Source organism: Tateyamaria sp. 7Alg 36 (genome assembly GCF_059882455.1).
This window is the reverse complement of record NZ_CM187613.1, coordinates 932,084-945,474: the sequence shown is the minus strand read 5'-3', so window position 1 is coordinate 945,474 and position 13,391 is coordinate 932,084. Positions and strand designations below refer to the sequence as shown.

The 13,391-nt window shown below is 61.6% G+C and carries 10 protein-coding genes; 6 read left to right on the top strand and 4 right to left on the bottom strand.

Annotated elements, in window-relative coordinates; all coding sequences use genetic code 11:
- Positions 1 to 7 precede the first annotated feature (7 nt).
- Genes AC6GQJ_RS04540 through leuC form a run of 3 tightly spaced genes read right to left on the bottom strand, consistent with a single transcriptional unit; the run spans position 8 to position 2,975 of the window.
- Positions 8 to 958, bottom strand: coding sequence for a 3-hydroxyacyl-CoA dehydrogenase NAD-binding domain-containing protein (locus AC6GQJ_RS04540; RefSeq protein WP_500772200.1), 951 nt, complete (start codon positions 956 to 958; stop codon positions 8 to 10).
- Entirely contained in the window at positions 955 to 1,572 is a 618-nt protein-coding gene (leuD, locus tag AC6GQJ_RS04535) for a 3-isopropylmalate dehydratase small subunit (RefSeq protein WP_500772198.1), read from the bottom strand. The genes AC6GQJ_RS04540 and leuD overlap by 4 nt, the downstream gene beginning before the upstream one ends.
- The gene (gene leuC / locus AC6GQJ_RS04530) at positions 1,572 to 2,975 is read right to left on the bottom strand and encodes a 3-isopropylmalate dehydratase large subunit (RefSeq protein ID WP_500772196.1); all 1,404 of its coding nucleotides are present in this window, start codon (positions 2,973 to 2,975) and stop codon (positions 1,572 to 1,574) included. The genes leuD and leuC overlap by 1 nt, the downstream gene beginning before the upstream one ends.
- 167 nt (positions 2,976 to 3,142) lie before the next feature.
- On the opposite strand from leuC, the gene AC6GQJ_RS04525 reads away from it, so the two are divergent.
- Together AC6GQJ_RS04525 and AC6GQJ_RS04520 are read left to right on the top strand one after the other, a co-directional pair.
- Positions 3,143 to 5,203, top strand: coding sequence for a hydantoinase/oxoprolinase family protein (locus AC6GQJ_RS04525; RefSeq protein WP_500772194.1), 2,061 nt, complete (start codon positions 3,143 to 3,145; stop codon positions 5,201 to 5,203).
- Between the two features lie 3 nt (positions 5,204 to 5,206).
- Positions 5,207 to 6,982, top strand: a complete 1,776-nt coding sequence (locus tag AC6GQJ_RS04520; protein ID WP_500772192.1) for a hydantoinase B/oxoprolinase family protein — start codon at positions 5,207 to 5,209, stop codon at positions 6,980 to 6,982.
- Positions 6,983 to 7,043: 61 nt separating this feature from the next.
- On the opposite strand, the gene AC6GQJ_RS04515 is transcribed toward AC6GQJ_RS04520, so the two are convergent.
- Entirely contained in the window at positions 7,044 to 8,084 is a 1,041-nt protein-coding gene (locus AC6GQJ_RS04515) for a LacI family DNA-binding transcriptional regulator (protein WP_500772190.1), read from the bottom strand.
- Positions 8,085 to 8,215: 131 nt separating this feature from the next.
- Between AC6GQJ_RS04515 and AC6GQJ_RS04510 the strand changes: the two genes are divergently transcribed.
- The 4 genes from AC6GQJ_RS04510 (at position 8,216) to hisD (ending at position 13,341) form a co-directional block, all read left to right on the top strand.
- Complete coding sequence (locus tag AC6GQJ_RS04510; protein ID WP_500772188.1) at positions 8,216 to 9,325, top strand: sugar ABC transporter substrate-binding protein; 1,110 nt, start codon at positions 8,216 to 8,218, stop codon at positions 9,323 to 9,325.
- 5 nt (positions 9,326 to 9,330) lie between these two features.
- Complete coding sequence (locus AC6GQJ_RS04505; protein ID WP_500772185.1) at positions 9,331 to 10,941, top strand: sugar ABC transporter ATP-binding protein; 1,611 nt, start codon at positions 9,331 to 9,333, stop codon at positions 10,939 to 10,941.
- Positions 10,938 to 11,945 carry an ABC transporter permease gene (locus AC6GQJ_RS04500; protein WP_500772183.1) on the top strand — a complete coding sequence of 336 codons (1,008 nt, stop codon included), beginning with the start codon at positions 10,938 to 10,940 and terminating at the stop codon, positions 11,943 to 11,945. The genes AC6GQJ_RS04505 and AC6GQJ_RS04500 overlap by 4 nt, the downstream gene beginning before the upstream one ends.
- Positions 11,946 to 12,030: 85 nt before the next feature.
- On the top strand, positions 12,031 to 13,341 hold the full coding sequence (gene hisD / locus AC6GQJ_RS04495) for a histidinol dehydrogenase (protein WP_500772181.1): 1,311 nt from the start codon (positions 12,031 to 12,033) through the stop codon (positions 13,339 to 13,341).
- Positions 13,342 to 13,391 lie beyond the last annotated feature (50 nt).

Sequence of the window (13,391 nt, the reverse complement as noted above, 5' to 3'; positions counted from 1 at the left end):
GATACCGTCAGCGGTGTCCGGGGGGCGTGTCCGAATCCTGCAAGGCGCGTGTTTTGAGGATGCGCGCATCACGCCATGCCTGTGCGTCGGGAATGGTGTCCACAGGTTGCTGCGCGGCCATGCGGGCGTGGATGTCAGCGGCCAGTTCGGGGGGCCAGTCATAGGCGGTGTTCGCCTCGCGCCCCATGGTTTTCATCATGTCGCCCAGCTGGTCGACAAAGCCCTGAAAGCCCTCGCGCGCGTTCAAATGGGCCGTCATGAACGGCCCGATCGACGCCCACCGCAGTGCCAGCCCCGAAGTCAGAACGCGGTCGATATCCTCGGGCGAGCAGTAGCCTTCGCCGACAAGGTGCATCGCCTCGGCCACCAACGTGTATTGCAGACGGTTCAGCAGAAACCCCTCGATTTCCTTATTCAGAACAACGGGCTCCATGCCGCAGTGCTCAAGAAACAGGCGGGCGCGTGCGATGGTGTCGGGCGTGGTTTCGCCCGTGCCGCAAAGTTCCACCAGCGGAATATGCGAGGGTGGATTGACCGGATGCGCGACCAAGGCGCGGGCCGGATTGACCACATCCGTCAGGAACAAAGAGCCGCGCAGCGCAGAGGTGGAGGACATCAGCAGCGCATCTTCGGGCGCGGCGGCAGAGATGTCGCCAAACACGGCGCGCTTGATCTCCAGTTCCTCGCGCACGCTTTCCTGCACCGCCTCGACGCCGGTTACGGCCTCGGCCAGAGTGGCGGCGTGATGGATGCGTGCGAATGTGGCTTCGACGTCTTCGCCCGTCGGGCGCGCGCGGGCGAGGTCTTCGAGCGTGGCGCGGATGCGGGGCAGGGCGAAGCTGTCCACCGTGCTGGGCACCGCGTCAAACAGGCGAACCTCGTGGCCTGCACGGGCATAAACAGCGGCCCAAGCGCTGCCCACCGTGCCCGCGCCAATACAGGCGACGGGACGCGTCATTGATCCGTGCCTGTCAACGCGTCGAACCTGTCGCGGGTCAGGTTCAGCCACGCGGGGCGCGTCTGTTCAAACTGCGCGATTTCGTCCGCGTGGTCTTCGAGGATGAGGCCGATGTCATCCAGCCCTTCCAGCAGCATCCGTTTGCGGTGCGCATCGAGCGTGAAGGGAATGATGACATCGTTCGACAACTGGATTTCCTGTGCCTCCACGTCGATTTCGACCTGTTCGCCCGCTTTTGCAGCAGCTTCGACAGGCGCGATTTCATCGTCGGTCAGGCGGATCGGCAACACGCCGCTTTTGAAACAGTTGGAAAAGAAGATTTCCCCGAAGCTGCGCCCGATCACGCAGCGAATGCCCAGATCGGCAAGGCACCAGACCGCCTGTTCCCGTGACGACCCCGTGCCGAAATTTTCCCCGACGACGAGGATTTCAGCGCCCTTCCAAGGGGCGACATCCAGCGGGAAATCCGTGCCGCGCCAATCGGCAAAAGCGTGTTTCCCAAGGCCGACACGGTCCATCAGCAACAGGAATCGCGCCGGAAAGATGATGTCGGTGTCGATTGCGTTTTGCAGAACCGGCGCGGCGGTGCTGCGCAATGTTTTGAGCGGGGTCATCAGATAAGCTCCCTTACGTCGGTGAGATGGCCGGTGACGGCGGCGGCAGCAGCCATTTGGGGCGAGACAAGGTGTGTGCGTCCACCTATGCCCTGACGCCCTTCAAAATTGCGGTTGGAGGTCGACGCACAGCGTTCGCCCGAGGCCAGCGTGTCGCCGTTCATGCCGACGCACATGGAACAGCCCGCCTCGCGCCATTCAAAGCCGGCGGAAAGGAAGACTTCGTGCAGGCCTTCGGCCTCGGCGGCAAGGCGCACGGCGGCAGACCCCGGAACGGCGATGGCCACGACGGATTTGGCGACGCTACGGCCGCGCAGCACTGTGGCGGCGGCGCGCAGGTCTTCGAGGCGGCCATTGGTGCAAGAGCCGATAAAGACACGGTCGACGGGGATGTCGGAAAGCTTCTGACCGGCGGTCAGCCCCATATAGGCAAGGCTTTTGCGCATCCGCTCGGCGCGCGCAGGTTCGGCGATGGAATCAGGGTCCGGCACCTGACCTGTAACCGCGCCTGTCTGTTCCGGCGTTGTCCCCCAAGAAACTTGCGGCGCAAGGTCGGAGGTGTCGAAGGTGATTTCCTTGTCAAACACCGCGTCTGGGTCGGAAGGCAGAGTTTTCCAGTAGGACAGCGCCTCGGTCCAGTCGTCGCCTTGAGGCGCAAGAGGGCGGCCTTTGAGGTAATCATAGGTGGTCTCATCAGGCGCCACCATGCCGACACGGCTGCCTGCCTCGATCGCCATGTTGCACAGGGTCATGCGCGCTTCCATCGACAGGGCGCGGGTGGTGTCGCCCGCAAATTCGATGGCATAACCGACGCCGCCGCCCGTGCCGATCTGCGAGATCAGGGCGAGAATCACATCCTTGACCGTCACCCCAGCGGGTAGGCCGCCGGTGAGGGTCACGCGCATCGTCTTTTGCTTGGTCTGGCGCAGGGACTGCGTGGCAAAAACCGCGCCGCATTCAGACGCACCGATGCCAAAGGCCAGACAGCCGAACGCCCCGTGGGTCGACGTGTGGCTGTCACCGCAGACAAGGATGGAACCGGGCAGGGTGAAACCCGTTTCCGGCCCGATCACGTGCACAATGCCGTGGCGGTCCCCGTCTAGCGCCAGATAGGGTACATCGTGCTTGGCCACGTTTTCTTTCAGGCGGGCGACCTGTTTGCGGGCCAGTTCGCTTTTGATGGTGGCGCCACGGTCGGTGGTGGGTACCGCATGGTCGGCCACAGCAAGCTGCAATTCAGGTCGACGCATGGGGCGTCCGGTGCTGTCGAGATAGGCAAACGACTGCGGCGTGGACACTTCGTGGACCAGATGGCGATCTACATAGACCAGCGCCTCGCCCCCGCCGAAATCGTGCACAACATGGCTGTCCCAAAGTTTATCGTAGAGTGTCTTTCCTGACATAATTCCGTGTTCCTCACGCCGCGGGTTTGAAAATGACCCGTAGATTTTTCTTGAACTGAGAAGAATGTTAGGCTTTTGTGAATACGCATTCAAGATGTTTCGGAGCGGTGCAGTTTCCTTAAGGACGGCAACCGGAACCGAGACGAAAACACAGGAAGGGAAGTTGCATGAGGTTGGGAGTCGACGTTGGCGGAACCTTTACGGATCTGCTGCTGCATGACGATGTGGCCCGCAAGACTTACAGGGCGAAAACGCCATCAACGCCAGAGGATCAGTCCATCGGTGTCGCTGAAGGTGTGCGCCTGATTTGCGAAAAGGCGGGGGTGAAACCCGAAGATATTTCGTTGGTCCTGCACGGTACGACCGTGGCGACCAACGCGGTTCTGGAAGGCAAGGGGTCGCGGGTCGGTCTGCTGACCACTGCCGGATTCGAACATGTGCTGCACCTTGCTAAATCATGGACACCGGGCCCGTTGTTCGGCTGGATCGTGATGGACAAACCCGATCCGCTGGCCGCATTGCGCGACACGCGCGGCATTCCCGAACGGATGGATGCACGCGGCAACGTCATCACCGAACTGGACGAAGACGCGGCCACGGCGCTGATCAAGGACCTGTGTGGTTCGGGTATCGAAGCGCTGACCATTTCGCTCATGCACTCCTATGCGAATCCGGCCCACGAACAGCGCCTGCGCGAAATTGTGCTAGAGCATTTCCCCGACATGCATGTGTCGCTGTCCTCGGACATTCTGCCCGAGTTCCGCGAGTACGACCGCGCGATCACCACAGTGATGAACGACTATGTGCGCCCGATCATGACCCGCTATCTGGGCCGGATCGAACGTCGTCTGGACGAAGCGGGCGTTCAAAGCCGCCTGCACATCGTGCGTTCCGATGGCGGGCTGATGAGCGCCGAGGCCGCGGCCAAGCGCCCCGTCCATACGGTGCTGTCCGGCCCTGCCGGTGGTGTGACCGCCACGGCGATGGTGGCGCGGCGCACGGGGCTGAACAAGCTGATTGCTTTTGACATGGGCGGCACCTCGACCGATGTGTCCGTCATCATCGACGGCGAGGCGACGATCACGCGTTCGACCGATGTGGGGTATTTCCCTGCCAAAGTGCCGACGCTGGATGTGCGTTCGGTCGGGGCAGGGGGCGGTTCCATCGCCGAAATCTCTGAACTCACCAAATCGCTGCGGGTCGGTCCGCGTTCTGCCGGTGCGGCGCCGGGGCCGGTGGCCTATGGCCGTGGCGGTACCGAGGCGACCGTATCGGATGCTAACGTGGTGCTGGGCTATCTGCCGCCGAAACTGCTGGGCGGCGACATGAGCCTTGATCTGGAAGGCGCGCGCGAGGCGGTCGACCGGATCGGGCAACCGCTGGACCTCACGCCAGAGGCGGCGGCTCAAGGTATCCTCGACATCGCTAACGAGGTGATGCTGGGCGCGTTGCGGGTTATCACCGTGCAGCGCGGGCTTGATCCGCGTGACTTCGGCATCGTCGCCTTCGGCGGGGCGGGTCCGCTGCACGCCAATGCGATGGCCCAGATCCTCGGCTGCTATCCCGTTGTGGTCCCGCACAATCCGGGCGTCCTGTCTGCACTGGGCTTTCTTGAGGCCGAGTTCAAGAACGAGATGGTGCGCACGCTCATCGGCTCCATCGCGGGCATGAACGATGCGGATCTGTTCGAACAGTTCACCGCGCTGCGCGAACAGGCGGTTGCGTGGCTGGACGAGGAAAACGTCGCCGAAGCCGACCGCGGGCTGACCTATACGGTCGATCTGCGCTATGAACAGCAAGGGTTCGAAGTGTCGATCACCGTGCCGTCCGACGTGGTTGAAAGCTCCTCGGGGCTGGAATCGGTGCTGGATGATTTCCACAATACGCACGAACGCCTTTACGGTGTGCGCTTTGACCTGCCGATCGAGATGGTCGCCCTGCGCGTCGTGGCCACCGGCGCAACGCCGCCCGTGGAAGAGGCCGCGCCCGCCGAAGGCACCAAGGATATCGCCGAGGCCACGATGGAAGTCCGCCAAGGATACTTTAACGGGGCATGGGTCGACACACCCCATGTGGACCGCGACAAGCTTGCCGCCGGTGCGCGTATCGAAGGGCCTGCCATCATCCGCCAATACGACACCACCACCGTGCTGTTGCCCGATCACTATGCCGATGTCGATCCGACCGGCAACCTGCTGATCTGGCCCAACACGAAGAAGGGAGCATAAGCCATGACAAAGAAAGTCGATCCCATCGTTCTTGATCTGATCGAGAACGCCCTGCTCAACGCACGGTTCGAAATGGACAGCGTTGTGGTACGGGTCGCCCTGTCGCCCGTGATCCGCGAACAGCATGACGAATTCCCGATGATCTGTGACCCCCAAGGGCGCATGGTCGTGGGACAGTTCGGATCGTATATCCCCGGTATCGTCGAAGAATACGGCAGCGATATCAACGAGGGCGATATTTTCGTCTGGAATGATCCCTATGCGTGTAAGGGCTCCATCTCGCACAATAACGACTGGTGCGTGATGCTGCCGATCTTCCACGAGGGGGTCCATGTCGGTTTTTCCTCGATCTTCGGCCATATGGTCGATGTCGGCGGCAAGGTTCCAGGTTCCATGCCATCCGATGCCCTGTCGATCTGGGAAGAGGGGCTGCGCGTGCCGCCCGTCAAGATCTATGAAAAAGGGGTGCTGAACGAAGGTGTGTTGAAGATCATGCTCAACAACACCCGCACGCCGGACATGAACCGTGCCGACCTGATGGCGCTGGTGGCCGGATGCCGGACAGCCGAACGGCGCGTGCAGGAAACTTGCGACCGTTTCGGGCGCCAGACCTATCTGGATGCGTGCGAGTTGCTGTTGAACCGGACCCGCGACGCGATGCAGGTTCTGATCAAGAACTACATCCCCGAAGAGTCGGTGAGCTTTACCGATTATGTGGATGATGACGGTGTCGGCAACGGTCCGTTCAAGATGAAGCTGTCGATCTATCGCAAAGGCGACAAGGCGGTGTTTGACTGGACAGGCACCGATGATCAGGCCGAAGGGCCGATTAACTTCCTGATCCATGAAGGGCTGTGCAAGCTGTTCTTCGGGGTCTACATGATCATGGCTTTCGATCCGAAGATCATGTTCAACGAAGGTTTCTATGACCTGTTCGAGGTGATCCTGCCCGAGGGTAGCCTACTGAACCCCAAGTTCCCCGCAGCCCTGTCCAACCGTCTGAACACGCACACGCGGTTCTTTGACTGTCAGGCCGGTGCCTTGGGTCAACAAGCGCCGCACCTGTCGATGGCGGCAGGCTATGGCACCAGCCCGCACTTCATCTTTACCGGCCAAGACGACAACGGGAAATATTTCCAGTTGATGGAACTGTTGTTCGGCGGTGTACCCGGGCGTCCACGCGGCGACGGGCTTGACGGTCACGCGTGGTGGCCGCTGTTCTCGGCCACGCCGATTGAGTATGTTGAGAACTACTACCCCGTGATCGTAGACAGCTATCGCCCTGTGAAAGACGCAGGCGGGGCCGGTCTGCACCGTGGTGGGGCAGGGATCGAAAAGACCTATCGCGTGCTTGCGGCAGGGTCGGTCAGCATCCACGACGACCGCGAAGTTGTGCCACCATGGGGCATCAACGGCGGTCTGCACGGGGGCACATCCAGCAAGTGGATCATCCGCGCCGGTTCGGAAGAACGCGAACGGATTTCCTCCAAACTCGACAACCTCAAGGTCGAACCCGGTGATCGTATCGTATTCATCACAGCCGGATCGGGCGGCTGGGGCGACCCGCTGGACCGTCCTGCCGAAAAGGTGCTGACCGATGTGCAGAATGACCTCGTGTCGCGCGAAAAGGCGGAAAGCCAATATGGCGTGATCATTTCCGAGGCGGATGTGCTGGACACGGCGGCGACCGAAAAGCTGCGCGGCAGCATGAAGAAAGAGCGCGGTGCGCCCTCTGCCTTCGACTTCGGCTTTATCCCCGGAGTGCATGCGGCTGAATAAGCCGCTGTACTGCTGAAGCTCTCAGGGCGTCGCCGGAAACGGCGGCGCCTTTTTCGTGGCCTCAGTCGTCGCGCATACCAAGCGTCGCGCCGGGGATCATATCGCCCTGAATGATGCGCAGCGGGGCGGGGTTGTCCTCGTCCTCTTTGGCGGCGTCCAGCAGTTCAAGCGCCTCTGTCACCATCCGCTCAATCGGCTGGCGCACCGTGGCCAGACGATAGGGTGCGCGTTGTCCTTCGCGGATACCGTCAAATCCGGCCAGCATGATGTCGTCCGGAATGGACTTCCCAAAATGCCCGCGCAACGCGTCTGCCGCGCCAATTGCCATTACATCGTTCACCCCGAACACCGCATCGGGCCAGTTGGGCGACGGTCCGTCAAAGCGCGCCACCGTGGCGCGATAGGCACCGGCATAGCTGGACTGGCCGTCGATTTCTTCGATCTCTACATCCGAGAGGGACCGGAAACCGTCGCGGAACCCTTCGACACGGGCTTTGCTGGTGGACCCGTTGGGATCACCGCGCAGCACCAGAAACCGCCGCGCCCCAGCGGCGTACATGCGCCGCGCAAGCGCGCCCGCACCGGCAGTGTTGTCGCACACCACCGACGGAATATTCGCCCCCGGCACTTGCCGGTTGTACATGATGACCGGAATGCCCAAACCCTCGGACAGTTTGACCATGGTCGAAGTCACGCTGGCGGATGTCACCACGACCCCATCCACCGGATAGCGCAGCGCTTGCATCATGACTTCGTCGCTGTTCTGATCCTCTTGCACCGTAAAGGCGAGAACTTGTCGCCCTGTGCGCTGGATCTGTTCGACAAAACATTGCAGCGATTCGGAATAGAACGGGTTGTTCAGGTTGCCACTGATCACGGCAACGATCTTGGATGACCGCCGCGACAGGCTGGATGCAAAAACATTCGGCACATATCCCAACTCGCGCGCTGCGGCGAGGATGCGCTCGCGCTTTTCCTTGGTGATCGACGCACCCGGCGTAAACGCCCGTGAAACAGACGGCTGCGAGACGCCCGCCGCCTTTGCCACCTCAAAGGATGTGATGCGCGGCCTTTTCGACCGGATGCTTTTGCGTTCTGTCATTCCCGCTCCGTCGGCAAACAATCCAAGACAGGATCATTGACAGGTTACGAGCGAAACGCAAAGATGTGAATGCGTATTCAAAAAGCCGGACGAGTCGATAGAGCCCGCCGGTATCCAACGGAGGTACGAAGATGAAACTGAAAAGAACACTAAGCCTGCTGTCCGCCTGCGCCATGTTCGCGCCGGCAGTTCTGCACGCCCAAGACGATGCCGCGATGGCCCGTGCCAAGGAAAAACTGGCCGTCTACACGGCCAAGCCTGAATTCACCGCACCTGGTGAGGCGTTCGACATTCGTCAATGTGCGGCGGACAAGAAAATGCTGTCGATCCCCAACAACTCGGGCAACCCGTTCCTGAAAGGGATCATTGACCGCATGAAGGTCGTGGGCGACGAAATCGGCCTCGAAGTTGTGGAATGGGAAAATCAGGGCCAGCCCAGCCAGTGGGTGCAGGGCTTTGACTATGCGGTACGCGACGGGTTTGACGTGATCAACCTGATCTCGGGCATCTCGCCCGACACGGTCGAACCACAGATCAAGGCCGCGAACGAGGCGGGCATCAAAACGATGACCTCGCACTTCTATGACCCGTCGTTTGAGCCGAACCCGCTGATCTCAAGCTCGCTGCCCATCGGTTTTAATGAAATCGGACGCATTCTTGCAAACTGGACAGCCGTGAACACCGAAGGCAAAGGCAAGATCGCCGTGATCGTGTCGCGCGAAGTGCCGCCAACCATTCCGCTGATGGATGGATTCACCGAAGAACTGGCCGCGAACTGCCCCGATTGCGAGATCGTGACAGAGATCAACGTGGGTGTTGCCGAATGGGGCACCAAGATCCAGCCATCGGTACAAAGCGCGCTGCAAGCCAACCCCGACATCGACGTGGTGATCCCGATTTACGACTCCATGGCGCAATTCGTGGTGCCCGCGCTGCGTCTAACCGGCAAGATGGGTCAAGTGAAGGTTGCGACCTTCAACGGCACACCTTTCGTGCTTGATTTCATCCAGCAGGGATCGGTGTCGATGGACATCGGCGAAAGCCTCGACTGGATCGCATACGCCACGGTTGATGGTCACATGCGCGATCTGTGCGGCCTTGACGTGCCAGAAAAACTGGCCGTGCCGTTCTATATCTTTGACGAGAGCAACGCCGCCGAAGCAGGCACGCCTGCCCAGTTCGATACCGGCTATGGCGATGCGTATATCTCCGGGTTCCGCACCCTCTGGGGTCTGGAATAAGGCCCGTGGCGACATCCATCGCTGAAACACCCGCCAAGACGCGGACAGGCGCCTCCCCGCAAGGGGGCGCGCCGACCATCCGGCTCGAAGGGATCTCCAAGACATTCCGCGCCACCCGTGCGCTTGACGATGTCACGCTTGAGGTCCGCCCCGGAGAAGTACACGGGCTGCTCGGCACCAATGGGTCGGGCAAATCCACACTGATCAAAATTCTCGCAGGCTACCACGCGCCGGATGCGGGCGGACGCCTGTTTTTCAATGGCGAGGAAGTCTCGCTGCCTCTTGCCCCTTCCGATTTCCGGCGGCTGGGGATGAGCTTTGTGCACCAGAACCTCGGCCTGCTGCCATCGCTGACGGTGCTTGAAAACCTGCGCCTCAAACAGATTGCCGTGCAACCGCGCCTGCGCATCGACTGGCGTGCGGAAAAGGCTGCGGCACAGGCGGTGCTTGACCGCTATGGCCTCGACATCGACCAATGGCGCCGCGTGGATGAACTGGACGCGGTGAACCGCGCCTTGCTGGCCATCGTGCGCGCCTTCGAGGAAATCCGCGAAACCTGCGAAGTGACCGGCAAACCCGGACTGGTGCTGCTGGACGAACCGACGCCGTTCCTGCCCGAAGAGGGGGTGAAACGGCTGTTTGCGCTGATGCGGGAAATTGCGGACAGCGGATCATCGGTCATGTTTATCTCACACGATATCGACGAAGTGATGGAGATTACCGACCGCGCCACCATCCTGCGTGACGGGCGTATTTCCGGCAGTGTCGACACCAAATCCGCCACCCATGGCGAGATGATCGAACTGATCATTGGCCGGTCCCTTGATGAACTGTCGGGGGCAGGGCCGGAATTGCGCAGCTTTCCCCCATGTGCCGACATCAAGGGCATCACCGGCACGGGTCTGCCGTCCTGCGACATCTCGGTCGGTAAGGGCGAGATTGTGGGCCTGACTGGTCTGATCGGGTCTGGCTATGACCGCGTGCCCTATCTGGTGTTCGGCGCCAGCCCCGCCAGCGCGGGTTCGCTGGACATCGAAGGTGTGCCGCATGATCTGCGCCGCATGACACCGGCCAACGCCATCGACGAAGGTCTCGCGCTGTTGCCCGGGGATCGCGATGCCAAAAGCGGGGTCGCAACCCTGTCCATTGCGGACAACATGCTGCTTCCCGATATCGGGGACTGGTTTCGCGGTCTGCGCCTGCGCAATGGCGAGATGCGGCGCGAAGCGGCCCGTTTGGGCGATATCTACGAGGTACGCCCCAATGATCCCGACCGCCCGCTGGGGTCGCTGTCGGGCGGCAATGCCCAGAAGGTGCTGATCGCCCGCTGGATGAAGCGCAAGCCCAAGCTGCTGATGCTCGATGAACCCACACAAGGGGTCGACGTCGGCACCCGCGCGCGCATCTTCGACGCGCTCAAGGCCGAGGCGGCCGAGGGCATGTCGGTACTGTGCGCCAGTTCGGACGCGGAACAGCTTGCCCATATCTGCGACCGTGTTCTCGTCTTTGCACGGGGACGGATCGTGGGCGAATTGCGCGGTCCTGAGGTGACCAAAGACCACATTACGCAGGCTTGCTATGCCTCACTCGATACACAGAACCGGAGCCAAGAATGACTGACGCACAAAGTGCCGCCACCGACGCAGAACGCGCGCGGACGCGTGCCCGCCGCCTGCACCTTTTCGAACGTTACGCGCTGTTGCTGGTATGGGCGTTGCTGATCCTCGGGTTCAGCCTTGCCATGCCGAATTCCTTTCCGCGTTGGGGCAACTTTTCGATCCTCTTTGCCTCCTATGCGCCTGCCGCCTTGCTGGCGCTGGCAATAATCATCCCGCTTACATCAGGTGACTACGATCTGTCCGTGGGGGCGGTGATGACGCTGTCCTCCTGTTTGATCGCAGTACTGAACGCGTGGATGGGCCTGCCGATCGTGCTGTGTCTGATCCTGTCGGTTCTGGCGGGCGTTGCTGTCGGGTTGTTCCATGCGTTTTTCATCGTCTATGTGCGCATCCCGTCGTTGGTGGTCACGCTGGGCTCGACATCTCTAATCTCGGGGATTGTGCAGTGGTTCACCAACTCCTCCACCATCGGGGGCATCGACAATGCGCTGATCATGGCAGTTGTGGGCGGTCGTTTGTTCGGCGTGCCCTATGCGTTCTACTACGCTTTCGCGGCGGTGGTCGTGCTGTGGTACATCTTTGACTTCACGCCACTGGGCCGCCGCTTGCTGTTCGTGGGACGGGGCAGGGAGGTCGCGCGCCTGAACGGCATCGGCGTGGAAAAGGTACGCGTCGGGGCACTGGTCGCGTCCTCGGTTGTCGCCTCCTGTGCGGGCATTCTTTATGCGGGCGTGCTGGGGTCTGCAGATCCCTATTCGGGGCTGAACTACCTGCTGCCTGCCTTTGCCGCCGCCTTTCTTGGGTCGACCACCATCATGCCGGGGCGGTTCAACCCGTGGGGCGCGATGGTTGCCGTCTATTTCCTTGGCACCGGCATCACCGGGCTGACGATGCTGGGCATTCCGCTTTGGGTAACCAACGTCTTCAACGGCGGTGCGCTGATCGTGGCAGTGGCCATTTCGCAGTTCACCCGTGGCCGCGAGGCACCCGATATCGGCTAAGCCGACCCGTTCGCAGCCATAACGCGGGGGCGATTGCGCCCCCGCTTTCCTACATTTGCAGTCCTGACATCCGAGGAGGAACGTCATGCCCATCACCCATCTCAAACGCGGCAAGTCCGATACCGAGCGTAACGACGCCGCCGCCAAGGTGCGCACAACCGTCGAAAACACGCTGGCCGATATCGAAACGCGCGGGGACGCCGCCGTGCGCGACCTGTCCGAAAAGTTCGACAACTACAGCCCGCCTGCCTTCCGCCTCAGCGACAGCGAGATCGAGGCGCTGATGCAAAAGGTTACGACCCGCGAGATGGCGGATATCGACTTTGCCCAGACCCAAGTGCGCACCTTCGCCGAGGCACAGCGCGCCTCGATGACGGATGTGGAGGTTGAAACCATGCCGGGGGTCGTGTTGGGGCACAAGAATATCCCCGTGCAATCGGTGGGCTGCTATGTGCCGGGGGGGAAATTCCCCATGGTCGCGTCGGCCCATATGTCGGTGCTGACGGCCTCGGTCGCAGGGGTGCCGCGCATCGCCGCCGCCACCCCGCCGTTCAAGGGCGCGCCCAATCCTGCCGTGATCGCGGCCATGGCCAAGGGCGGGGCGCATGAAATCTATGTCATGGGCGGTATTCAGGCGGTCGGCGCACTCGCCATCGGGACCGAAACGATCAAGCCGGTCGATATGCTGGTCGGCCCGGGCAATGCCTTTGTGGCCGAGGCCAAGCGCCAGTTGTTCGGCAAGGTCGGCATCGACCTGTTCGCAGGCCCGACCGAGACGCTTGTGATCGCGGACGATACGGTTGACGCCGAACTCTGCGCAACCGACCTTCTGGGGCAGGCAGAGCATGGCTATGACAGCCCCGCCGTCCTGATCACCAACTCGCGCAAACTGGCCGAAGAAACCTTGGCCGAGATCGACCGCCTGCTGAAAATCCTGCCCACCGCTGAAACCGCAGGGGCAAGCTGGCGGGACTATGGCGAGGTTATTCTGTGCGACAGCTATGACGAGATGCTGCAAGCGGCAGAGGAGCTGGCGTCTGAACACGTGCAGGTGATGACCGACCGCGATGACTGGTTCCTTGAGAACATGACCAGCTATGGCGCGCTGTTCCTCGGGCCGCGCACCAACGTGGCCAATGGCGACAAGGTGATCGGCACCAACCACACGCTGCCCACCAAGAAGGCGGGGCGGTATACAGGCGGTCTGTGGGTGGGCAAGTTCCTGAAAACCCACAGCTACCAGCGGATCACCACGGACGAGGCCGCTGCGAAAATCGGCGCTTACGGATCGCGCCTGTGCCTGCTGGAAGGGTTCGTGGGCCATGCCGAACAATGCAATGTGCGGGTCCGGCGCTATGGCGGGCAGAACGTGCCCTATGGCGGGGCCGCTGACTAACCGCCCCCACGGACGCTCAAACGCAAAAGGCCGGGCAATTGCCCGGCCTT

Coding starts and splice junctions, on each gene's coding strand:
- AC6GQJ_RS04525 (WP_500772194.1), top strand. CDS start 3,143: ATGAGGTTGGGAGTCGACGTTGGCGGAACCTTTACGGATCTGCTGCTG.
- leuD (WP_500772198.1), bottom strand. CDS start 1,572: ATGACCCCGCTCAAAACATTGCGCAGCACCGCCGCGCCGGTTCTGCAA.
- AC6GQJ_RS04510 (WP_500772188.1), top strand. CDS start 8,216: ATGAAACTGAAAAGAACACTAAGCCTGCTGTCCGCCTGCGCCATGTTC.
- AC6GQJ_RS04500 (WP_500772183.1), top strand. CDS start 10,938: ATGACTGACGCACAAAGTGCCGCCACCGACGCAGAACGCGCGCGGACG.
- AC6GQJ_RS04520 (WP_500772192.1), top strand. CDS start 5,207: ATGACAAAGAAAGTCGATCCCATCGTTCTTGATCTGATCGAGAACGCC.
- hisD (WP_500772181.1), top strand. CDS start 12,031: ATGCCCATCACCCATCTCAAACGCGGCAAGTCCGATACCGAGCGTAAC.
- leuC (WP_500772196.1), bottom strand. CDS start 2,975: ATGTCAGGAAAGACACTCTACGATAAACTTTGGGACAGCCATGTTGTG.
- AC6GQJ_RS04515 (WP_500772190.1), bottom strand. CDS start 8,084: ATGACAGAACGCAAAAGCATCCGGTCGAAAAGGCCGCGCATCACATCC.
- AC6GQJ_RS04540 (WP_500772200.1), bottom strand. CDS start 958: ATGACGCGTCCCGTCGCCTGTATTGGCGCGGGCACGGTGGGCAGCGCT.